Here is a 21,883-nt window from a genome sequence, read left to right as displayed (position 1 = left end):
ATGACGTACGATCTTCAGGACTTCATCCAAAAGCTGCCCAAGGCAGAACTGCATCTGCATCTGGAAGGCACGATTGAGCCAGCCACGCTGGTGAAGCTGAGCCAGCGCACCGACGCCGAGCCAATGACGCTCGAAGACGCGGAAGCTCTGTATCAATACACCGACTTTTCTGGCTTCCTTCTGGCCTTCAAAGCGGTCACCCGGCGGCTTCGCGGTGCGGACGAGTACGAGCTGGCCGCCTACCGCATGATCGAGCAGCTTGCCGTGCAGGGCGTCGTCCACGCGGAGGTATATATCTCGGTCGGGGTGGTTTATTTCTGGCGCAAAGAAGAGGATGCAGCCGATCCGCAACTCTTCGAGAAGATCTTCGCCGGCCTGGAACGTGCCCGCGAACGTGGCGAGCGTGACTTCGGTGTCACCCTTTATTGGATCTTCGACGCAGTTCGCCACTTCAGCGTGCCTGAGGCAGAGCGGGTCTTCCGTCTCGCGGCGAAGATGCGCCAGCAGTACCCTTCGATCATTGGAATCGGCCTCGGAGGCGACGAGCGCGTCGCGGCTTCGGAGCCCTTCCGTGCGATGTACGCGGAGGCAGCGGCAAGCGGTCTGCGCCTGACCAACCATGCAGGCGAAACGACCGGCCCCGAGGCCATCTGGGAGGCTCTCTCGATCGGCTCAGAGCGGCTGGGACACGCGCTGTCGGCCATCCGCGATCCAGAGCTCATTGCCGAGCTGCGAAGGCGCCAGACGCCGCTGGAACTCAATCCCAGCTCGAATATGCGTACCGGCGTCTGCCCATCGTTTTCGGAGCATCCTTTGCGCGCATATCTGGACGCGGGCCTGATGGTTACGCTCAACTCCGACGATCCGGCCTTCTTCGGCTCTTCGGTCGAAAATGAGTATCGTCTGGCGTATGAAATCCAGGGATTCACCCGCGAAGAACTAAAGCAGCTCGCCGCAAATTCCTTTCAGTCGAGCTTTTTGCCCGCCGAAGCGAAGCAGCGCTGGCTCTCCCGGATTGCCCAGCTATAGTGCCCAGCAATAGCTCCCCTGGGAACACCTTCAGTACACCGAAATGGAGCAGTATCCCGCTGGACAGTCGTAGGTTGATGTGCGTTATCATTTGAGTTATCAATAGCAGGGAGGGCATGTTCCCATGCCAGAGAAAGAAGTAGAAGACCTCACCGTATCCAACAGCCACGCCGCATTGCGCGCCATCGGGTGGGTGTCGGTCGGATTAGGCATCGCCGCAGTCAGCCTGTTTGTCGGCCGTGAGTTGCGCAATCGCTACAAGTTCAATCATCGTACCCCGTACGACTTCTATACCAACGCCGGTTCGCATGCTACTACTGAATTTGGCATGGGGATATAGTCATACTTGCGATCGCGGGCCGCATGGTGCGCAGTGCTGTTTCTTGCCGTGGGATTCACTGGATGTTCCAGTGGCTCTCAGGCAAATTCCAGGATCGCCTTCATGGGCGACTCAATTACATTTCGGTGGTGGCTACCGCGAACTAATCTTGGGGTTTCGGGCAATACCACTGCTATGATGGCCGTCCGATTTCCTGAGCAGGTTCTCGGCCATGACTATAAAGCACTCGTGATCTTAGGCGGTACGAACGATGTTCTTCGTTCAACTGGCCCAATTGACAGCGAAGCTGCGACTGCCATCACCAATATAGGATCGATGGCTTCTCAGGCGGAAAAACAAGGCATGGATGTTGTGCTCTGCCTCATTCCGCCGATTCAAGGTATGGACTCTGAAGTAGTAGTGATGAATCAGGCAATCGCGAATTTTGCCAAAGAGCATCAATATAAACTCGTCGATTACTACACACCGTTGATCGGGCACCCCGACTACTTTGTAGACGGAGTTCACCCAACCCTTACCGGATATTTTGTAATGCAGGCGGCTTTAGCCAGGGCTATTCCTGTGAACGATTGAAAAGAGGACTCAACCCAATGAGTCCTCCCTTCAATCGTTCAACTGCGGATTTTTTCTTACGGTTCTTTACAAGTCCATCGACCGCGTTTTGATCAGCTCTTCGCACTTCGCGACAAACTCCACCACGCCAATTGACCCCTGATCGCCCTTGCCGCGAGTGCGCACACTCACCGCATGAGCCTCCGCTTCCTTGTCGCCCATGATCAGTACATACGGAGTCTTCTGGTTGGCGAAGTCGCGAATCTTGCCGTTCATCTTCTCATTGCGATCGTCGATTTCGACACGTAGCCCTACCGCTTCCAGCTCAGCCTTTACCTGGCGTGCGTACTCGTGATGGCGTTCGCTGATCGGCACCAGGCCAACCTGCACCGGCGCAAGCCACAACGGAAACGCCCCGGCATAATGCTCAATCAGCACGCCAAAGAAGCGCTCCACCGAGCCATACAGCGCACGATGAACCATCACTGGCTGATGCTTTTCGCCATCCTCGCCAACGTATTCGAGTTCAAAACGTGCCGGAAGATTGAAGTCGAACTGTACCGTCGATAGCTGCCACAAGCGCCCGAGAACATCCACCAGTTTGAAGTCGATCTTCGGCCCGTAAAAAGCCGCTTCGCCCTTGATCGTCTTGAACGGAATGTTCCTGCGATTCAGCGCGCTTTCCAGCGAACTGATTGCCAGTTGCCAGTGATCGTCGCTGCCCGCATAGTGCGCACGATCGCTCGGATCCCATGTGGAAAGCTCAACCTTGAATTCAGCAAAGCCAAAGGTCTTGAGCACCGCATCGGCAAAGTCGATACAGGCAACAACCTCGTCCTCGATCTGGCCCGGAGTGCAGAAGATATGCGCATCATCCTGCGTAAAGCCACGTACACGCAACAGTCCATGCATCGTGCCTGAGCGCTCGTAGCGATACACATTGCCCAGTTCGGCGAGGCGAACCGGTAGATCGCGATAGCTCTTGGGAGAGTTCTTGTAGATCAGAATGTGGCCGGGGCAGTTCATCGGCTTGAGCCGGTACTCGGCGTCGTCCAGCTCCATCGGCGTATACATGTTGCCCGAGTAGAAACCCTCATGCCCGCTGATCTTCCATAGCTCACGGCGCATGACATGCGGTGTATAGACCAGCGAATAGCCACGGCGTATGCACTCATCGCGCATCCAGTCCTCCATGATCTTGCGAATCATGGCTCCCTTTGGATGCCAGAAGATCAGGCCGGCTCCTGCAACTTCCTGGATACTGAATAGATCCAGTTGCTTGCCTAGCAGGCGATGGTCACGGCGCGCAGCCTCTTCGAGCCGAGCGAAGTGCGCATCGAGATCCTTTTGCGAAAAGAACGCAGTGCCATAGACGCGCTGCAACTGGGGATTCTTCTCATCTCCCAGCCAGTAGGCACCCGCAAGATTGGTCACCTTTACGGCCTTGACGCGACCGGTGGAAGGCACATGCGGTCCACGGCAGAAATCGACAAAGCTGCCATTGCGGTAAAAGCTGACCAAGTCTCCCGGCTGCGTAAACTTCGTAACGAAGTGCGTCTTCATGAAGTCGCCATCGCGTTCAAAATCGGCGAGCGCATCTTCGCGCGGCTCCGCTTCACGGACGAACTTGTCATCCCGCGCGATCACCTCAGCCATCTTCGCTTCAATGGCAACCAGGTCGTCCGGCGTGAACGGCTTTTCGCGATAGAAGTCATAGAAGAATCCCTGATCGGTGGCCGGTCCGTGGCCCAGCTTCGTCTCGGGAAACAACTCCAGAACCGCAGTCGCCATCACGTGGGCCGCCGAGTGACGAACCACTTTGAGCGTCTCCGGATCCTTTTCAGTCAGGAGCGCGAGACGAGTGTCTTCATTCAGCGGAGTGGAGAGATCCACGAGGCGTGGCGCGGCCGCATCGCCCGCCGCATACATCGCGGCGTCGCTCTCGGCCTCATCCTCACCCGCCGTAGTGCCCGTCGTCTCCACAGGAGTCAGGCGCGCGACTACGGAAGCAGCGGCGAGACGAGGCGAGATGGCGAAGGCGATGTCGTAAGGCGTGGTGCCCGCAGGTACTTCGCGGACAGCGCCGTCGGGCAGGTGGACGGAGATGATCTTCGAGCTCATGAGTTGTTGTTTCCTGACTTCACTTTGTTCGGGAATGGGTTTGCGATATCGGCTCTGATTTGCCTGAACTACGACGGATGAGAGCGTGGATAACAACTCAGGATAGTCGGGCGAGGGGCTAGAAGTCGAGAAACGCCTTTGCTCATGAGCGCACTATCGCATCGAATGAGCTACTTTTGAACGGCATCCCCAAAAGGTGGGAAGCAGATCGCGCGAAAGAGATTTGTCGAAACCACAAGAGGAATGTTCACGAATCGGACATCTGGCTACCTTGAATGAGTAGCCGGAAAACATTCGCAGGCAAGAGGAGAGACCCAATGCAAGTACTGTGCAAGAGCGCCGAATCATCCGTAGAGACCCGTTGCAGTGTATGTGGCCAGGGATTCATTCTGTTCTGGGAACGCCAGACCCGGATGGAAAAAGGAGAAGCGCTCCGCCAGGTTGAAACCACTCTTCGTCACCATCACCACAAGGGCCCTGGAGCACAGGCTCATCCCGTCACCGGTTTCCTGATCCCGGCATGGGACGGACCGATTGCGTTCTCCGGCGCGGCACTTCTTGGCAATGCTCCGGCATGGGCGCTCTAGTCTTGCAACAACGTTCCTAGCCTCGCAACAACGTTCGTAGCCCCATCTCTCTGTACGCCGAATGCGGCAGATGCTTCGAAGCATCTGCCGCATTCGGCGTACAGAGGCGCTTGACCGCCTCTCTGGCAATCTCACTTCTCTTCGTTGTATTCCATCTCAGTATTGATCTTCCACAAGTTTGCTTTGTCAGTAATGCCCTGCACGATGTTATCGACGGCGGTCATTGCTGTCAGCATGGAGTGATCCTGATTGTTGTATTTATGCATTCCATTTCGACCGATGAGAAATAGATTTTCAAAGCTATCCGTATAGTCGCGGATGCGATCGAACTGATCGTATGTCCCAAAGTAAGCTGGATAGGTCTTCGGCATTCGCACAACGTGAGAATCGAGAATATCTTCGGCGCGCAGAATTCCGATACGCGCAATCTCCTCGCTGGCTAGGGCAGTAATCTCCTCGTCGCTCATCTTCCATAGAGCATCCGTTTCGTAGCAAAAGTATTCGAGGCCAATCCAACTGGTAGAGGAATCTGCAACCATCGCCGGACTCCAGTTATTGAAGATCTGCACACGGCCAACCTGGACGTCCGGCTCCTGGATATAAATCCAATTGTCTTTCAGCGGACTCCCGTCTTTCTCATGCACTGCAAGCTTCGAGGCGAGCAGTCCCACGGTAATGAAGTCGCGATAAACCAGCCCCTCGCTCACAGCGAGAATCTCCTTCGGTACCGGCGCGGAAAACGCACGCATCAGTTCCTGGACCGGCATGGTGGAGAAAACAAAATCCCCGGGAAAGGTGATCCGTTGCCCATCGGCTCCAATGGCCTCGACAGCCAATACGCGATTCCCAGAAATGACGAGCCGATCCACGGAAATCTCAAAGTGCAACTCGCCGCCCGCCTGCTGGATAAGGCTCGCGACATGCTCCCACAACTGCCCCGGACCAAGCTTTGGATAAAGGAACTGCTCGATCAGGGAAGTTTCCGTATTTTTCTGCGCAATCGCTTCAGGCGATGCCGAGGTTCTGCGTCGTACATTTATGCGTCTGAAATTCTTTTTCATGAAATGCACAACAATGCCCCGCAAAGAAAGGCCTTTGATACGCTGTGCGCCCCACTCCGCACTGATCCGATTGCAGGGAACTCCCCAGACTTTCTCCGTGTAGGACTCAAAAAAAAGATGGTAGAGCTGCCAGCCAAAGCGGTTGATTAGAAAATCCTCCAGCGTGTGCTCCTCACGGCGAGGAAGCAAAGCCGCCCGAAGATAGCTCAACCCCGCTTTGCATGTGCGCAGCAGCCCAAGTTGCAGCAAGGTGTCTGCCGTCAGCCGAATCGGGTAGTCGAAAAATCTGCGAAGAAAATAGATTCGGCTCTTCCGCTGGCGCAGGAGCATCACCAGATCTGCGTCGTCATTTTCGCTCTGAATTTCTTCCCGGATTTGCGCCGTCGAGGCGACCGGCAGGCTGCGCTGCTGCCCCTTGTATCGGAGTTGGCCGCCTTCTGTCCGCCCAGTTTCCATGGGCATAAGATCAAGCCACCACTGCATCACCCGGTCTGATTTCGAAAAAAACCGGTGACCTCCGATGTCCATCCGGTTACCTTTGTAATTCACAGTTCTACTGATGCCGCCAATGACGCTTGAGGCCTCAAGAACGATCGGTTGGATGCCCGTTCTACGCAGGAGTTCAAGCGCGACCGTAAGGCCTGCCGGACCTGCGCCAATTATGATGGCGCGTTGAGTTTTCATATAAATGTGGTGGGAGCATCATAAACCCAGCGGAGGCATTTTTGCTGGGCTTGAACCCTCAATCTCGCCTTGGCGGAAGGACTTCTGTGTCGATCAACCCATATCCTGACAGGTATGAACGCAGTATGAAGATAGTCGGTAAATATCAAAAAAACTAACCGTGAATCCAGAATGAAAATCCCTCCACATCTGGATGCGATACAGTAAACACAGGTTTTATCTGCATGCCAAGCACAGGCTGCATGATATCTTTACAGTAGGCATTAGAGCGTAGGTATTGACCCATCGGAGAGTTTGAACACACCCGAACTGGTTACTTCTTTGCCGACGGATTACCGCAACACTTTTGATACGAATACAGGTGACAGACCCCCAGTGAAACTGACAAACATTCTCCTTACAGGTTTATTGATGCTTCCATGCCCATTTTGGGCTCAAGAAGCAGCAGCCCCGGAAGCAAAGTTTGTTCCACCGGGACTGGCACCGGGCGACCAGATCGATGTGCGCATGTTTGATTTCCCCGATATTGGTGGGGGACCTCTGCATCTGCATGTGGCTGAGGATGGAAGCCTTCACCTGCCATACGCAGGCAAGGTTCCGGTCGAGGGAATGTCCCCGGCAGCAGTCGAACGTGCAATTGAAGGATCATTGGTCGAAAAAGGAATTGTAAAGCGGCCAACCGTTTCCGTCGATGTTGTATCTGCAGTCAATATGACGGTCCAGGTGCTGGGAGAAGTAAAAAGCCCCAAGGCGCTCCCGATCTATGCCCCAGCCCCGGTCTCTTTCATCATGGGTCAAGTAGGCGGCATTACAGGCCTCGCCTCGCATCATCTGACGATTCTTCATCACAGCGAGCAGATGCCGACTTCTCTGGAATACGATCCTGATTCGCCCTCGCCAGCCACATTGAACGCAATGGTGCAGCCTGGAGACATCCTGAACGTAAGCCGTCTGGGAGTGTATTTTGTGGCTGGCGAAGTCAACCGTCCCGGAATCTTTCCTCTCGGCGGCGCAATTAACGTCGGTACAGCCAGCCCGACAGTTGGAGGTATCGGCGTGACCAATAACCTCACGCTGCTACAGGCTCTGGCGCAGGCCGGTGGCGTTACGGCGATTGCCAAGCGCTCCAAGATGCACATTCTGCGGACTGTCAACGGCAAGCGGGAAGAAATCATTGTTGACCAGCTAAAGTTGTCCAACGGTGAAGTTGCGGATCCGCTTATCCACGCGGACGACATCATCTATGTCCCGTCCAGCTATATTCGTCTGCAAACGAATAACATATTCTCGACGGCCATCAGCAGCGTTTATGCGGCAGGCGAACTCAAAAACTACTAAACTGCCCGGTTGCAAGGAAACGGTTGATCAGTGGCAACTGCCCTCCAATATGTGACAGAGGTATCGATGGACCAACCGGATGAAATCCGGTCGGTCCGCATCCTCGCGGGCCTTTTTTTTGCCTCATTTTGGACTATCGTCTTCACCGGCGCTATCCGAAAATGGATTTTCCCCGGCGTAACAGCGTTGTACCTGCTGCAGGATATTCCGATTCTGATGTCATATGCGTATGCCATCTGGTCGGGCCTCTTCATGCGGACCTATCTGATGCTCGTCGTCATCGTGCTGAGCGTGATGATCATCCTGCAGGCATTAGTTCAGATTGTTGTCCCCGGACTTCCTGTTTTTGTTGCTCTTGTTGGCCTTCATAACTACCTGCTCTATATCCCGATGCTGCTGGTTTTTCCCGCCTGCCTTACAGCAAAACATCGGAAAAATTTTGTCTGGTGGAACCTGATGCTCAGTATCCCCATGTGCTTGCTGGCGGTCGCGCAAGCCAAATCGCCAACAGGCGCATGGGTCAATAGAACATCCCAGGGCGAGGCCTTCGGTCTCCCTGGTTCAGAGGTCGCTCGCGTTTCCGGAACATTCAACTTCGGAACGTTTTATGGCCTGTGGGTGGCCATGGCGGTCGCTCTCTGCCTGGGAGAGTGGCTCCTGCCCCGTCATAGGCGATCCGTGCAGAAAACGTGGGTGCTGATCATATGCACCGTTGCGGTAAATCTATGCCATCTCGTCTCCGGCTCGCGAGGTGTGATCGTCATGGCAGGCCTCGATCTGCTTGGAGCTATGCTGGGCGCGATCATTCTTGGTTCTACCCGCGCAATTCTGGCAGTCGCAGGCATCTGTCTTTTGTTACCCGTGACCGCCGGGATGACCTATGTAATTTCGCCGGCAGAGTTCAATATCATTGCCGATCGATTTACCGGCGACCAATACGTTGAGGATGGCAAAAAGCGTGTGCTGGATGGGTTTATCGGATTCGCAACAGATCCCAAATTCAGCTTGATCGGTGCTGGAGTTGGCATGGGTGTGGATGCCTCTCACTCAGGCAATGCGGATTCGTACAGCTTTACGTATCAGCTTTCGGAAACAGATATCATTCGTAATGTGATGGAGTTAGGTACGCCTGTAGGCTTGACCTACGTATTGCTCCGAATCTGTTTTGCCTTTGGGATGGTGTTTCTGGCCATTCGCATTGTTCGTACAGGCTCTTCGCCGCATGTGTTACCGCTCTCATTCTTCCTTTTACTTCAAACGTACCAATCCGATCTGACCAGGAATGCAACCATGAGTTGTACTCAGGTCATGATTGGTTACTCCTTTATTCTGGGTGCTTATTTTTACCCTGACAACACCAGCCAGGATACTGTGGCTGATGAATTTTTGATGAGGTCTGCGTGACGACAAATCCCCAATCGACAACGAATAAACTCTCCGAGAGCTCGATTAACATTTCAGATATTACGCGCATAATGCGTAAGTACGGCGTGTATCTGCTCGGCTTGGCACTTCTTGGCGGGACATTGGCGACGATCTGGGCGAAGTTTCAAACTCCTCAGTATGATGCGGAAACCTTTGTCCATCTCGACCAGCACAGCTCCATCAGCATTGGATCTGGCGGACCAAGCGATGAGTATGGACTGAAGATGATGACCCAGATTATCGGGTTTCAGAATCCCAACGTGGCCGTGCTGACCATGCGCAAGCTGGGTCTGCAGAAGAACCTCATCTTCAACGGACCAACCCCGGCAGATCTCGAAAATCCAGTGCAGCGCGATCAGCTCGTCCAGAGGTTTGAAGCCTCGCTGAGCGTCTCGCAGGTGCCAAAGTCGGAACTGCTGTCGATCAAATTTCGCAGCAGAAGCCCCGCGCTCGCCGCAGTTGTCGTCAACACGCTCGTCGATACATATCTCGAGGAGAGTTTCGAGCAGCGATATCGCAGCACCAAAGACATCACCGGGTACATGACCACCCAGACGGATGCACTCAAAGGTAAGATTCAAACCGAGCAAAATGACCTCTTGAATGCTGAGGCCAAGCTCGGAATCCTTGCTCAGAGCGCAACCTCTGATTCCAGTCTCCTGTTGAGCGAAATGACCGGCTTGCTCTCAGAGCGGGTTAAAGTCCAGGGCGACCGGTTTATCGCGCAAGCGGAATACCAGAACATGGTCAACCATCCCGACGCGAGCATCTCCTCCGATGTGCCGGGAGCTGGCGCATTGAATGGAATCCAGTCGGAAATCGCTTCCACAGAAGCCCAGGTCTCAGCTCTGGAAGACAAATACGGGCCGAACTATCAACCCCTCCAGCAAGCCCAGGCTCAACTTGCCAGCCTTAAGCGCAGCCAGCTCGATATTCGTTCCAAAGCGCTCAAGGGCGCTGCCGAAAACCTGGAGCGTGCGCAGAAATCTGAGCAGAGCATTTCGGATCGCCTTCAGACATTGCAGAAGGAATCCGAAGGACGAGCACCGGACACCGTCCGCTACGAGATTTTGAAAGCTCAGTACATCAGCGATCAGACTCTCTATAACGTGCTCCTCACGGCAATGGGAACAGGCGCCATTCAGGCCGGCATGCAGTCGCAGGAGCTGAATCGCTTCTCCACGGCGCAGGTTCCGGGCATCAAATCCTATCCCAACGTGCGTGTCGATGCTATGGCGGGTACAGCCGCAGGCCTCCTCGTTGCACTGCTGATCGTCGGAATTATCGTGATGAACAGCGATACAGTGCAGACTGTCGATCAGATCGAAGACGCTCTGCCTCTTCCGATTCTCGCTTCCGTTCCGGAGTACAAAGAAGATCTGGCGGAAATGCGCATCTCGGACGAGATTCTGCCTCTCGTGACGCTGCTCGCGCCACGCTCGGCAGGCACCGAGGCCTACCGTCTTCTGCGAACGGCCATAACGCTCATGCCTGTCAGCCAGAAGCATCGCGTCATCTCACTGACCAGTTGCGGACCGGGTGAAGGAAAGTCCACAACTTCTCTAAACCTGGCGGTAGTTCTGGCGACGCAGTCCAAGCGCGTTCTGCTGATCGACGCCGATCTGCGCAAGCCTACGATCGCGCAGAGACTCAAGCTGCCCGCCACGGATCAGCCAGGATTGAGCCGTTTCCTAAGCGATACGACCGTCTTTCCGGAAGAGTGCATCCAGAAGGTACCGGAAGTGACCGGGCTCGACGTGATCACGGTGCAAGAGGTTCCGCCATTCCCCTCTGAGCTGCTCGGGCAGGGGCGTCTGGAAGAGCTGCTGACATGGGCTCGTGATCATTACGACTATGTCCTGATCGATACGCCGCCCGTCTTGCTGGTCACGGACGCGCTGATCGTCGCCTCCCACTGCGATACTCTGCTCATCGTTGTTCGCATCGGTGTTGCACAAAAGCGAGCCTTGCGCAGGATTCGCCAGGATCTGGCTAAATATCCTGGAAAGCAAACCGGCATAGTCGTCAACGCCCTGCCGCACTCGGACACCTACTACGGTGGCTATGGCAATTACCGAAAGTATTATGGGGGTAAAGGCTACGGCGGTAGCGGCAGCTACTATGGCTCCGGAAGCGCCACAGTGGTGTCTAAAAAATAAATACGCTGTTTCCCGTTTCAGTCCGCCTGATCTCAGTCCACCTGGGCCAGGCGGACTGAAACGGATTAACTTTTCTAACTATCCATAAATAAATTCTGCAAATAGAAGTTGCCCCCTGTGGGCATTTCCTCGCATATCTCTGCCCGAAACACCTTGCATACGCATTTATGAGTTCAAGTCACGCACTGCGTCGAAGCAGATTTCGGTCACCGAAAAAGAAGGCTGCAAACTTGAACAAGAGCCTCCCCGGACCAGCATTTCCCTGCGCGACTGGTGGGGTCGCCAACTGTCGCGGTGCGGATTCCAGTGACTGAGCGCGCATTGCAATCAGCGCCTGTTTCACCTGGGTCCGCAGTTCGTCTGCCTCCAACACGCACGATCGCAAATATGCCGGTACCGACATTCCTGATTCTGCCGCACGGCTTCGCAAACGGATAGACTCCTCAAGACTAAGCCGTGCAGAAACCGCAGTAGTCCGTTGAGTCTGCATGCGATTATCCGCAGACCGTATCACCGCAAGCTCGCGCTCGGCACGCACGATTTCAGCCGGCTCGGCTGTCTTGCTCGCTGTTTTGATCGCAGTCTTGGCCGCTGTTTTGCTCGCCATCGTGCTCCATTTATCAGCGCGGCCTTTTGGTTGAGCCAGAGGCGACGGATCGGATCCGGCTATACGTCTTCCAGTCTTGTATTTCGCGGTTTTGGTCTGCTTCTTCACCCCTCTTTTTCCTGCCTGCAATGGCTGGGGCGCTGGGGAAGCTTTCCCCACCGGCTGCGTCTCGTTTCTGGCCTGCGAATGCTGCGAACGCATCGTACCGGCAGCAGCAGTTGAATTCACTGGAAGGATCGAATCAGAAGTGGGGCGATATCGCGAATGGGCTCGCAGCGCCTGTTCGTAGCTGAGGGATATCCCCTCCTGCTTCCGTTGCCGCTCGCTCGTCGGCAGAGGATCTATCGGCTTCAATCGGGTGCCAGAGGAGGAACGCAACGCAGGCGTAGAGACACGTGTCCCGGCGGTGCCCAGCTTGCCGTCGAGTCGGCCCTCGAAATTGTCTTCGAGATTGCCCTCATCCTCCAACGTGTTCACTCGCTGGGCCAGCCTCTCCAGCAAACTGGAGAAGTTCTCAAGGGGAGGATCGGATGCCGCTACAGTTCGACGCATGGCCGCAGGATAGCCCCTCGACTCCTGCAACCATGAGGCAAAAAGCAATTGCGCAATCTATCTCTTTCCCGATAACGAACGTCGACTGGCTTCTCCGCTTTCGGGAACAGGTGGTTGCTTTTTCGCACCTGAAGTTACTAGACCTTACTTGCCGCCGCCTGTCTCAGTCCATAGAAACGCCAGTTGATCCGCATAATCGTCAATCAATTGCGCAGCGGATACTCCAGCGCTATGCCCGCTCTTGAGGCTGTAGTGCAGCAGAATGGGTCGTCCGCTCGAACTCGCAGCCTGCATCATCGGAGTCATCTTTCGCGCGTGCAGCGGATCGACGCGTGTATCGCTGTCCCCGGTGAAGAACATGATCGCTGGATAAGCCTTACCCTGCTCGACGTTCTGATAAGGCGAATACTTTTCGATATAGGCGAATTGCTTTTCGTTCTCTGCGGAGCCGTACTCCGTTGTCCACAGGCGCCCCAGCAAAAACTTCTGATAGCGCAGCATATCCAGCAGAGGATAGCCGCACCAGATCGCGCCAAAGAGATCAGGCCGCTGCGTCATTGCCGCGCCCATCAACAGACCGCCATTCGAGCGCCCGGTGATGGCAAAATGTGCCGACGAAGTGTAGTGATTGGTGATCAGATATTCCGCCGCAGAGTAAAAATCATCGAAGACATTCTGCTTCTTTTCAAACATTCCCTGCTTATGCCACGACTCTCCGTACTCGCCGCCCGCACGCAGATTTGGCAGCGCAAACCAGCCTCCCTGCTCCATCCATGCGGCAAACAGTGGATTCCATTCCGCAGTTTCGCTGAGATTAAAACCGCCATACCCGGTCATCAACAACCGCCGCGATCCATCCATCTGCAGTCCTTTTTTACCCGCAATAAACATGGGGATGCGAGTGCCATCCTTGGACTGGTAGAAGACCTGTTTCAACTCATATTGATCCGATTCAAAGGGAGTCTTCGGCTGCGCAAAGACCTCCTGCTTGCCGGTCATCGTGTCGTAGCGATAAATCGTTGGCGGCTGGATGAACGACTGAAAACTATAGAAGCCATAACGATCGGTCACTTCACCGCTGAGTCCTGAAGCGGAACCTATGCCCGAGTAAGCAATCGTTCCCGCGGCCTTGCCTTGCAGCGTGTAAATACCGGTCTCGGATTTCACATCATGCAGTCGATGAATGAACAGCTTATTGCCAACAATGCTCGCGTCGTCGATGACATTCGCGCCCTCGGGAACAACCGTCTCCCATGCCTCTGGAGCAACACCTGGATTCGCCTTTAGAATGCGGCCATTCGGCGCGTTGTAGTCGGTGCGAACATACCAGTCACCGTGCGCATACATCGACGAAAATCTCGAGTCGAATCCCCACACCAGCACCTCAAACGGAGCACCCGGCTTGCGCAGATCGCGAAAGACAATATCTTCGCGCCGGGCAGGAACACCGCGGCTGATCTGGAGTTCGAGATAGTGACCATCCTCGGTTACATCTGCGGAGATAAGGTCCATTTCGCCCAGCGGCTCGCCACGAAATTCATTGCCAAACAGCAACGTGTCCGCGCTCGGGCGAGTACCAAATTTGTGAAAGTAGACCAGCGATCCCGTGTGCGTAAATCGGGAGTAATACACGCCACCAAGATCATGCGCCAGGTCCACACTGTTATAGCGTGCTGGAGGCAACGTATCTTCCAGCAGCTTGCGCGTTTTCACGTTGAGGAAATGAATCTCCTGCTCGTCTGCACCGCCCTGGCGTGCGCCATACACCATCAGCGTTCCGTCTTCCGATATGCCCGACAGAGAGACAGACGTATTCGGATCGCGACTGAGCGTGGCCGGATCAACCAATCGCTCCTCTTTGGGCGCAGCGCCCTTCACGCCCAGCCAGCCATGTCGCACGTAGATAGAAGCCTGTTCCTCACTCGAAAGCCGCTTCGAAAAGAAAAAGTTGTCCCCGCGCTGTACAGGCGTGAACCAGCTCGTGACATGGATCAGCGCATCGAGGCTGTCGGCAATCTCTGGCCGCACCTTCGCCTGCTTCAGGTAGTGGTCGGTGTACGCCATCTGCTTGTCGAGAAAAGCACGCGTCTCAGCGCTTTTCGCATCTTCAAGCCAGCGATAGTTATCCGTGACCTTGGTGCCAAAGTAGTCATCGACCACCGGCACTTTTTCCGTGGCAGGCGGCGGAGGCAGCGTGATGTGATCGCCGCCGTGAATGTTCTGGGCATAGACAGGATTAGACATTAGGACCGATCCGGATAATAGGGCAAAAGCAGCCAGCAGGATACGCATTCAAAGCTCCGTTTTCACAACCATACACGCACAGCCATTGTGCACTGAAGCTGGCCCATGTGTCCGTAGGGCAAATCCAAATCGGGCAAAAGGCCGCACGAACCTTAACCGGCAACTTCCCCCGCGAAAAGCACGGTGCAATGTAAATCTCGGCAAACAACAACCCCTGTAAAATCGAGCCTGTGAGCAATCTCCCACCAGCGAGTCAACAGGACAAAATCGGCTCTCCCGCCGTCGGTCCGCGTCCCTCGCCGCCGTCGCGTCTTGCACGCGTGCTGGGGATGCTGCGCCCATCGCACAGCCACACCGCCTATACCGCGACGGTGCTGCTGATGGTTTCGGCTGTACTCTCGCGACTTATGGGGCTGGTGCGGGTCAAGTATTTTGCGTTGCTCTTTGGCCGCGACATGCAGGCGGATGCGTTAAACGCTGCGTTCGTGCTGCCCGACATGATTTCCTATTTTCTCGTCGGCGGTGCAGCCTCCATCACCTTCGTGACCATCCTCACCCGATACAGGGACACAGGCCGCGAAGCGCAGGGAGAACGATCACTCTCCGTCATTCTCACTACGATGGTCCTGGTGCTTACAGGCGCCATTCTCATAGCTGAATTGCTCGCTCCATGGTTCATCCGCGCATGGTTTCCCGGCTTCGATGAAGTTAAGGCTGCATTGTGTGTGAGCCTCACGCGGATCCTCCTTCCAGCCCAGTTATGCTTCTTCGCTGGCGGTGTTTTTGGCGCCGTTTTATTGGTTCGAAAGCAGTTCAGCATTCAAGCTGTGACGCCGTTGATCTATAACCTCGGCACGATCGTCGGCGGTGTCTTGCTGTACAAAAAGATCGGCGTATCTTCGGTGGCCATCGGCACGGTCGCAGGGGCATTTGTCGGACCGTTTCTTCTCAATGCCATAGGCGCGTGGCGCGTGGGAACTCGGTATCGCCCCCTCCTCGATTGGCAGGACGAGGGCTTTCGAGAATGGGTGCGCTTGTCGATTCCGCTGATGGTCGGCATCTCGCTGGTTACAGCGGATAACTGGATCATCGCCCATTTTGCGTCCAAGACCGACGGTGCAGTCTCCGTCATGAACTACGCCAAGCAACTCTTCACCGCGCCGATGGCCGTTCTCGCGCAGGCCGCAGGCGCAGCATCCATGCCATTTTTCGCGCGCCTCTGGGCACAGGAAAAGCGCTATGAATTCGCCACAGAGGTTGCCGATTCCGTCTCGCGTGTCGCGGCTATGGGGATACTTGCTGCTTCAGGAATGATCGCCCTGGCCCCCGCACTGGTGGATCTCGTTCTGCGCGGAGGCAAGTTCGATTCCGCAGCCTCGTCGCAGACAGCAGTCTTCTTCGCGGTCTTTTCGATCTCGTTATTTCTCTGGTCGGCCCAGGCCATCTACGCACGTGCCTTTTACGCGGCAGGCAACACGCTGGTCCCAATGGTTGCGGGCACTATCGTTACGCTGGTTTCGTTGCCCATTTACGCCTCGTTTTACCACTTCCACGGCGCAATGGGTCTTGCGATAGCCTCTGACCTCGGCATCGCCCTGCAGACGGCTTCGCTGGCCGTACTGCTGCATCAGCGGCGCATGGTATCCCTCGCCAGCATCGACGTGCGGGAGCTTGGCCGCTGTGTCGTCGCCGGAGCAATCGGCGGCGCCGTCGTCTGGCTGGCGGTAACTGCTGCCGGCAGAGTGGTGCCAGGACACAACCGCTGGATCGATCTGGCAGAGCTCATCGTCGGCGGCGCAATCTGGCTCGCGGTCGCTGGAGGACTGCTCGACCGGCTCGGCTCTGCGCTGCCTAGAATGGCGCTGACCCGCCTGGGACTCGTTCGCAGGGCTGGCTAGTCGGACTGGCGAGAATGGGACATCTCTAAAATGCAGCTAAAATGCAGCTGAAACGCGGCTAAAACACAATAAGAGCCACCGCGCACGATGGCTCTTACCTGCGCCTCAACAACGGATGTTTTCAATCCAGCGGGAAGGCTTTTAGGCTTTCACCGGCTCTGCTGCAGAGGTTGCGGGAGCACCGGCCTTGGAATCCGGCTTGCGAATGTCGATGCCGCCCTTGAAGAACGCGCCGTCTTCAATGCTGATGCGCGCCGCTGTTACATCGCCTGTAAGTGCGCCTTCACTGCGAATGTCCACGCGATCGGTAGCGATAACATTGCCGCGAACTTTGCCCAGAACGACGATCTCACGTGAAGTTATATTTGCCGCTACCTGGCCATTGCGGCCAACAGTGACGCGGTTACCGGGGAGATTAATAGTGCCTTCAACTTTTCCGTCAACAAAGAGCGACTCAGAGCCACTGATTTCGCCCTTGATCACTAGACCTTTGCCGATCGTTGCCTGATCGCCAGTCGGTGCCGCTGCACGCGCTGGTGGCTCGTAGGTTGGGGCGGGTGTAGCTGCTGGACGTGCGGGCTCTGGGGTGGGGGTCGGAGAATTATTTCCTGGCTGATTAGGTTTCCACATACGATTTCGCTGACTTCCTTTCCTGTCCGAATTTCGGAATAAGACGGATGAAGCAGGTGCGTTACCAATAGAAGGTCTTTCCTGGATCTGCTTTCACTGCATCGAACATCTGGCTTGTAGAGATTGTAGCCGCATAGGGGCACCCTCTGGTTTCTCCACGACAAAGCAGTAACATGGTGACTCAAAGCAGGCAATGGCGTGTATAAAACAGCACAGTGCACCATCCCGCTAACCCTCGCGAGATAGGCACTTAGAGGCAAGTTATAGATAGTCGCAAAAGCAGAGAAATCAAGAATGTCCGTGAAGCGCGATGATCGTGATCGCCGCCAGCAGGATCACGGCGACAAGCGCAAACAGGGTCATAACCAACCCATTTACATGCTTTTGAACCAGTACATCGCTCTGAGTCGGATCTACCGGCGTCTTTGAATCCCGCATATGTGCAACTTCGTGTTGCACCTCATCCTTAACAGCACCGTACAAGCTGTCGTTAACTTGCTCTGCATTTCGAGGGGGATGCTGATCCTGTATCTTAGCGTTCATCTTTAACCTCCATCGGCGTAGCAATTTTTAGAGGATCTAAAGAATCAGATGCCGAGTTAATTCCCCGTGTCATAAATGTTCAAAAAGGAACAGTGAACCAAAACGGTTTATGGATCAAAACGCGCGCTCAGAAGCCTCGCGAAAGGGCATTTTTTTTCTCCTTATAAACAGAAAACAGCGGAATGACCTACTCTGGAAGTTATGACCGACCGGGAACTCCATCGTCACATCAGCCGCGCAGCCGGGCAAAAGGCTGGTTATAAGCAACTCGTACGCGAACTCGGCATGGGTGGCGGCCGCCAGCGCCGCGAGCTGCTCGAACAACTCGATCGCATGACCACCCGTGGCGAACTCGTTAAAGTCGATCGCGAACACTGGGCAATCGTTGCGCAAGAGCAGAACCGGGCTGGCCAGACGCGCGAAAACCTCGCCGCAGGCCGCCTCGATCTCCACCGAGATGGCTTCGGCTTCGTCCGCCTGCTTCCCGGTCAGGGTGCGAAATCCCCCACGGGGGATGACGATATTTTCATTCCACCCAACGAAATCAACGGCGCCATGCAGGGCGATCAGGTTCTCGTCGAGGTCGGGCCTCCGAAAAGCGACGGCCGCCGCATGGGCCGCATCGCCCGCATCCTCGAGCGTCGCAACCCCACCATCGTCGGCGTCTTTCACTACGGCAAAAAAGGGCGTCGTGGAGCGTTCATTCCCGGCGAACAACGCGGCCATCTTGTTGTGCCCTTTGATTCGCGCATGTCGCAGCCCATCCTCATTCCCGAGGGCGCAGAGCTACCCGAAGCCGCGCCTGACACCAAGCATCGTGTCCTCGGGGACGAAGCCCGCGCAGCCGCGCATTACGACGATCTGGAAGGTCTCGTCGTCGACGTTGAAATCACCAACTGGCCCACGCCCACACGCCCGGCAATGGGCAAAGTTATCGAAGTGTTGGGCAGTCCGGACGACTTCGGCGTCGATGTCGAAATGATCATCCGCAAGCACCAGCTCCCACGCATCTTTCCCGACAACGTTCTCGCTGAAGCAAAGCGAGTCGCTCATCTCGATCTTGAAGAAGTAGCGCGACGCCGCGATTTTCGCGATCTCCCCATCGTCACCATCGATGGCGAAACCGCCCGCGATTTCGATGATGCCATCCTTGTTCGAGAGGTCGAAGGCGGAGGTTGGGAACTACAGGTCCACATCGCGGATGTAGCAGAATACGTTCGCCCAGGCACCGATCTCGATCTTGAAGCGCGCCTGCGCGGCACCAGTGTTTATTTCCCTGACCGCGCGATTCCCATGCTTCCGCATGATCTCTCCACAGGCATCTGCTCCCTGCGTCCAAAGGAAGATCGCCTCGTCCTGAGCTGCATCATGCGCCTCACAGAGGATGCGCGAATAGAAAGCTACGAGATCGTAGAAGGCGTCATCCGCTCCGCCGCCCGCATGACCTACACCGAGGTCCATCAAATCCTCGAAGGCGACCCAGCCACCCGCGAACGCTACACAGGTCTCGTCCCCGATTTCGAGCGTATGCGTGAGCTTGCAGGCCGTCTGAACAAGCGTCGCAGCGCGCGCGGCAGCATCGACTTTGACTTGCCCGAACCCATCATCGAGTTCAACGCCGCAGGCGAGATGGAGGGCGTCACCAAGGCCGAACGCACCTGGGCCAACCGCCTCATTGAAGAGTTCATGCTCGCCGCGAATGAGTGCGTCGCGACCTGGCTCGAAGATCTGCACGTACCCTCCATCTACCGCATCCATGAGAAGCCGGATCCACGCCGCGTCGTCGATTTTGAAGATGCTGCTGCTGCCTTTGGCTATTCCCTCGGATTAGGCGCGCTGCCTGTAAAGAAATTCCAGCCACGAGGAGATCGTCGCGAGCAGCATCGTGGCGGCCGCAACGAACGCGACGCCAGGACATACGAAGTCCCCGAGGACATCGCGGTCACACCGCGCATGTACCAGAAGCTGAGCGCACGCATCGCCGGCAAGCCGGAGGAGCGCATTTTGAGCTATCTCATGCTGCGCTCGCTCAAACAGGCACGCTACTCCGAGGTCAACGAGGGGCACTTCGCGCTCGCTGCGCCCAGTTATACGCACTTCACCTCGCCTATCCGCCGCTATCCCGACCTCATCGTGCATCGCATCACCAAATCGCTGCTGCGCTCGGGAGTCACGGCGCTCGGCACTCTTGCCGAGGATCGCCACAGCTCTCCCTGGTCGCATACAAACGAGGGACAGGCCCAGGAAAACCTCGGCAAAAAGTTCGGCATCCGCGACCTGCGTAAGCCCGGCGAGACCGCCAAGGCCACCCCGGCCTTCCCAACCCCGACCTTCCCCGGTGAGCCACCCATTTCGGAAGCCGAACTAGCCGCCATCGCCTCTGAAACCAGCATCACCGAGCGCCGCGCCGCCGAAGCAGAGCGCGAACTGGTGGAGTGGAAAAAAGTCCGCTTCATGCAGGATCGCGTCGGCGAAGAGTTCGACGCTATGATTCTCAATCCTGCAAAGTACGGCCTCTTTGTCGAACTCAAAGACCTGTTCGTCGAGGGCCTTGTGCCCATCGAAACCCTCATCGATGACCGCTACACCTATCGCGAAAATACCCGCGAAATCGTCGGCGCACACACCGGCCGCATCTACCGCGCCGGGGAACAGGTAAAAGTAATCCTCGATCGCGTACTGGCTCTGGAACGCAAACTCCAATTCGCCCTCATCGAACCACGCCTGCCCGCTGCTCTCAAAAAGTCAGGCAAGAAGGCGGGCAAGCCTGCTCCCAAACCCCCGGTCAAGCCCAAACATGCCAAGGCGGCCAAGAAAGAAGTTCGCCCGGCAGGGAAGCGCAAGTTTGCCGATAAAGGCCGCAGGCGGAAATAGCTTATCAAGCATTGGGTATCTTCAATTCGCATATTTAACTAGCTATGGGGACATATAAATTTGAGCTATAGTGGCCCCATGCGCCGAATTGCTTTCGGGTACCTTTTCGCCATTTGCCTCTTCCCGGCTTCTCTGGCAGCGGCGCACAAGCCCGCTTATAGAATCATTCTTTGTAAGACGCCTGAGGTTGCTCAGTCCTGTAGATGGGTGCATGGACGTTTGTCTGAAAGCAATGGAACACCAGCTTTCAGGCTATGGCCGATAGGCACCAGGCATCTCTACGGCATTTTGAGCGGTCCCGGAAAGTTGTCCGAACTCGATAACGAAGATCCGCAAATGCCTCCTAATCTCAAACGGCTATTTGACGCAAATCAAAGGTACGTTCGAATATACGGTGATTTCGAAGTTTGCCCGCTAGAACCTGAGCAGAGTGGAGCGATGCAAATGGCTTGTATCTCTTCTACGAAAAAGCTGGTCATTCAGCAATAAAACGTATCGCAATAGGGGAATGTCCTTGTTCGGGAGATCACTTTAAACAGACATCCCCTACAATCAATTCAGGAGCTCAGAACAAATGGCACACATGGTTTTTTGCGTACGCAACAAAAAGGAGATGGAAGGCCTCGACGAGCCGCCTTTCGATTCCGAGTTTGGACAGAAGATTTACAAGAGCGTTTCCAAGGCAGCCTGGGCCGAGTGGGCCGAGCGTCAGAAGATGCTGCTGAACGAGTACCGTCTGCAGCCCTGGACACCGCAGGCGCAGAGCTTTCTCGTGGAGCAGATGCAGGAGTTTTTCTTCGGCGACGGCGCAGCCCTGCCTGCCGAGTATGTTCCGCCATCGCGCTAGTTCTGCATTCTCTGCGCTCGGGGTTCACGCAGCCGCAAGCTCGTGTAAACTGAAGATGTAACCCCACGCTGACTCGTTCCGGGTCGGCTGTACTGTGTCGGGACGTGGCTCAGCCTGGTAGAGCACTCGCTTGGGGTGCGAGGGGTCGGCAGTTCGAATCTGCCCGTCCCGACCATTGATTCATGACTCATTGACCAAAAGCAAAAAGGCGCCCACGAATGGGTGCCTTTTGTTTTTGACACAAACCTGTTGCTTAGAGGCCTGATGGCGCAGTAATCTCGCCGACGTTCTTAAGCCAGGAGTTTTTTCTCTTTATTTGGTCTTGAACTTTGCAAGCCGCATAGCTGTTTCTTCTCTTTGGCGGGTGCGCTGAGCCTGCAGCAAATTGAGCG

Annotated in this window: 16 protein-coding genes and 1 tRNA gene; 11 read left to right on the top strand and 6 right to left on the bottom strand. The window is 55.6% G+C overall.

Annotated elements, in window-relative coordinates; translation table 11 throughout:
- The 3 genes from add (at position 1) to OHL19_RS00240 (ending at position 1,942) form a co-directional block, all read left to right on the top strand.
- Positions 1 to 1,029, top strand: coding sequence for an adenosine deaminase (gene add, locus OHL19_RS00250; RefSeq protein ID WP_263355555.1), 1,029 nt, complete (start codon positions 1 to 3; stop codon positions 1,027 to 1,029).
- Between the two features lie 124 nt (positions 1,030 to 1,153).
- Positions 1,154 to 1,369, top strand: coding sequence for a hypothetical protein (locus tag OHL19_RS00245; protein WP_263355554.1), 216 nt, complete (start codon positions 1,154 to 1,156; stop codon positions 1,367 to 1,369).
- A 102-nt stretch (positions 1,370 to 1,471) separates the two neighbouring features.
- Positions 1,472 to 1,942 carry a GDSL-type esterase/lipase family protein gene (locus tag OHL19_RS00240; protein WP_263355553.1) on the top strand — a complete coding sequence of 157 codons (471 nt, stop codon included), beginning with the start codon at positions 1,472 to 1,474 and terminating at the stop codon, positions 1,940 to 1,942.
- A 66-nt stretch (positions 1,943 to 2,008) separates the two neighbouring features.
- On the opposite strand, the gene thrS is transcribed toward OHL19_RS00240, so the two are convergent.
- Positions 2,009 to 4,042, bottom strand: a complete 2,034-nt coding sequence (thrS, locus tag OHL19_RS00235) for a threonine--tRNA ligase (RefSeq protein ID WP_263355551.1) — start codon at positions 4,040 to 4,042, stop codon at positions 2,009 to 2,011.
- Between the two features lie 317 nt (positions 4,043 to 4,359).
- Here thrS and OHL19_RS00230 point away from each other — a divergent pair, with 317 nt between their 5' ends.
- The gene (locus tag OHL19_RS00230) at positions 4,360 to 4,629 is read left to right on the top strand and encodes a hypothetical protein (protein ID WP_263355550.1); all 270 of its coding nucleotides are present in this window, start codon (positions 4,360 to 4,362) and stop codon (positions 4,627 to 4,629) included.
- Positions 4,630 to 4,760: 131 nt separating this feature from the next.
- On the opposite strand, the gene OHL19_RS00225 is transcribed toward OHL19_RS00230, so the two are convergent.
- Positions 4,761 to 6,374, bottom strand: coding sequence for an NAD(P)/FAD-dependent oxidoreductase (locus OHL19_RS00225; protein ID WP_263355549.1), 1,614 nt, complete (start codon positions 6,372 to 6,374; stop codon positions 4,761 to 4,763).
- 375 nt (positions 6,375 to 6,749) lie between these two features.
- On the opposite strand from OHL19_RS00225, the gene OHL19_RS00220 reads away from it, so the two are divergent.
- Genes OHL19_RS00220 through OHL19_RS00210 form a run of 3 tightly spaced genes read left to right on the top strand, consistent with a single transcriptional unit; the run spans position 6,750 to position 11,296 of the window.
- Entirely contained in the window at positions 6,750 to 7,712 is a 963-nt protein-coding gene (locus tag OHL19_RS00220) for a polysaccharide biosynthesis/export family protein (RefSeq protein ID WP_263355548.1), read from the top strand.
- 30 nt (positions 7,713 to 7,742) lie between these two features.
- Positions 7,743 to 9,116 carry a hypothetical protein gene (locus OHL19_RS00215; RefSeq protein ID WP_263355547.1) on the top strand — a complete coding sequence of 458 codons (1,374 nt, stop codon included), beginning with the start codon at positions 7,743 to 7,745 and terminating at the stop codon, positions 9,114 to 9,116.
- Positions 9,113 to 11,296 (top strand): polysaccharide biosynthesis tyrosine autokinase, encoded by a 2,184-nt coding sequence (locus tag OHL19_RS00210; protein ID WP_263355546.1) that lies wholly within the window; start codon positions 9,113 to 9,115, stop codon positions 11,294 to 11,296. The genes OHL19_RS00215 and OHL19_RS00210 overlap by 4 nt, the downstream gene beginning before the upstream one ends.
- Before the next feature lie 178 nt (positions 11,297 to 11,474).
- On the opposite strand, the gene OHL19_RS00205 is transcribed toward OHL19_RS00210, so the two are convergent.
- Together OHL19_RS00205 and OHL19_RS00200 are read right to left on the bottom strand one after the other, a co-directional pair.
- Positions 11,475 to 12,455 (bottom strand): plasmid mobilization protein, encoded by a 981-nt coding sequence (locus OHL19_RS00205; RefSeq protein ID WP_263355545.1) that lies wholly within the window; start codon positions 12,453 to 12,455, stop codon positions 11,475 to 11,477.
- A 144-nt stretch (positions 12,456 to 12,599) separates the two neighbouring features.
- The gene (locus OHL19_RS00200) at positions 12,600 to 14,699 is read right to left on the bottom strand and encodes a prolyl oligopeptidase family serine peptidase (protein ID WP_263355543.1); all 2,100 of its coding nucleotides are present in this window, start codon (positions 14,697 to 14,699) and stop codon (positions 12,600 to 12,602) included.
- Positions 14,700 to 14,929: 230 nt separating this feature from the next.
- On the opposite strand from OHL19_RS00200, the gene murJ reads away from it, so the two are divergent.
- The gene (murJ, locus tag OHL19_RS00195; protein WP_263355542.1) at positions 14,930 to 16,597 is read left to right on the top strand and encodes a murein biosynthesis integral membrane protein MurJ; all 1,668 of its coding nucleotides are present in this window, start codon (positions 14,930 to 14,932) and stop codon (positions 16,595 to 16,597) included.
- Positions 16,598 to 16,738: 141 nt separating this feature from the next.
- On the opposite strand, the gene OHL19_RS00190 is transcribed toward murJ, so the two are convergent.
- Positions 16,739 to 17,227, bottom strand: a complete 489-nt coding sequence (locus tag OHL19_RS00190) for a bactofilin family protein (RefSeq protein ID WP_263355541.1) — start codon at positions 17,225 to 17,227, stop codon at positions 16,739 to 16,741.
- Between the two features lie 288 nt (positions 17,228 to 17,515).
- Entirely contained in the window at positions 17,516 to 17,770 is a 255-nt protein-coding gene (locus OHL19_RS00185; protein WP_263355540.1) for a hypothetical protein, read from the bottom strand.
- Positions 17,771 to 17,971: 201 nt separating this feature from the next.
- Here OHL19_RS00185 and OHL19_RS00180 point away from each other — a divergent pair, with 201 nt between their 5' ends.
- The 3 genes from OHL19_RS00180 to OHL19_RS00170 all read left to right on the top strand — a co-directional run bounded on the left by OHL19_RS00180 (position 17,972) and on the right by OHL19_RS00170 (position 21,666).
- Positions 17,972 to 20,644, top strand: a complete 2,673-nt coding sequence (locus tag OHL19_RS00180; protein ID WP_263355539.1) for a ribonuclease R family protein — start codon at positions 17,972 to 17,974, stop codon at positions 20,642 to 20,644.
- A gap of 574 nt (positions 20,645 to 21,218) precedes the next feature.
- On the top strand, positions 21,219 to 21,491 hold the full coding sequence (locus OHL19_RS00175) for an oxidative damage protection protein (RefSeq protein ID WP_263355538.1): 273 nt from the start codon (positions 21,219 to 21,221) through the stop codon (positions 21,489 to 21,491).
- 98 nt (positions 21,492 to 21,589) lie between these two features.
- A tRNA-Pro gene (locus tag OHL19_RS00170) sits at positions 21,590 to 21,666 on the top strand.
- Positions 21,667 to 21,883: the final 217 nt, after the last annotated feature.

This window comes from Acidicapsa ligni (assembly GCF_025685655.1).
Classification (GTDB): domain Bacteria; phylum Acidobacteriota; class Terriglobia; order Terriglobales; family Acidobacteriaceae; genus Acidicapsa; species Acidicapsa ligni.
The sequence above is the reverse complement of the archived record's forward strand: the minus strand, read 5'-3'. Positions and strand labels throughout refer to the sequence as shown.

What these genes read in the sequence shown, in the direction of transcription:
- OHL19_RS00185 (WP_263355540.1), bottom strand. Translation starts at nt 17,770, where the DNA reads ATGAACGCTAAGATACAGGATCAGCATCCCCCTCGAAATGCAGAGCAA.
- thrS (WP_263355551.1), bottom strand. Translation starts at nt 4,042, where the DNA reads ATGAGCTCGAAGATCATCTCCGTCCACCTGCCCGACGGCGCTGTCCGC.
- OHL19_RS00245 (WP_263355554.1), top strand. Translation starts at nt 1,154, where the DNA reads ATGCCAGAGAAAGAAGTAGAAGACCTCACCGTATCCAACAGCCACGCC.
- OHL19_RS00190 (WP_263355541.1), bottom strand. Translation starts at nt 17,227, where the DNA reads ATGTGGAAACCTAATCAGCCAGGAAATAATTCTCCGACCCCCACCCCA.
- OHL19_RS00200 (WP_263355543.1), bottom strand. Translation starts at nt 14,699, where the DNA reads ATGTCTAATCCTGTCTATGCCCAGAACATTCACGGCGGCGATCACATC.
- OHL19_RS00205 (WP_263355545.1), bottom strand. Translation starts at nt 12,455, where the DNA reads ATGCGTCGAACTGTAGCGGCATCCGATCCTCCCCTTGAGAACTTCTCC.
- OHL19_RS00240 (WP_263355553.1), top strand. Translation starts at nt 1,472, where the DNA reads ATGGGCGACTCAATTACATTTCGGTGGTGGCTACCGCGAACTAATCTT.
- OHL19_RS00180 (WP_263355539.1), top strand. Translation starts at nt 17,972, where the DNA reads ATGACCGACCGGGAACTCCATCGTCACATCAGCCGCGCAGCCGGGCAA.
- OHL19_RS00175 (WP_263355538.1), top strand. Translation starts at nt 21,219, where the DNA reads ATGGCACACATGGTTTTTTGCGTACGCAACAAAAAGGAGATGGAAGGC.
- add (WP_263355555.1), top strand. Translation starts at nt 1, where the DNA reads ATGACGTACGATCTTCAGGACTTCATCCAAAAGCTGCCCAAGGCAGAA.
- OHL19_RS00225 (WP_263355549.1), bottom strand. Translation starts at nt 6,374, where the DNA reads ATGAAAACTCAACGCGCCATCATAATTGGCGCAGGTCCGGCAGGCCTT.
- OHL19_RS00230 (WP_263355550.1), top strand. Translation starts at nt 4,360, where the DNA reads ATGCAAGTACTGTGCAAGAGCGCCGAATCATCCGTAGAGACCCGTTGC.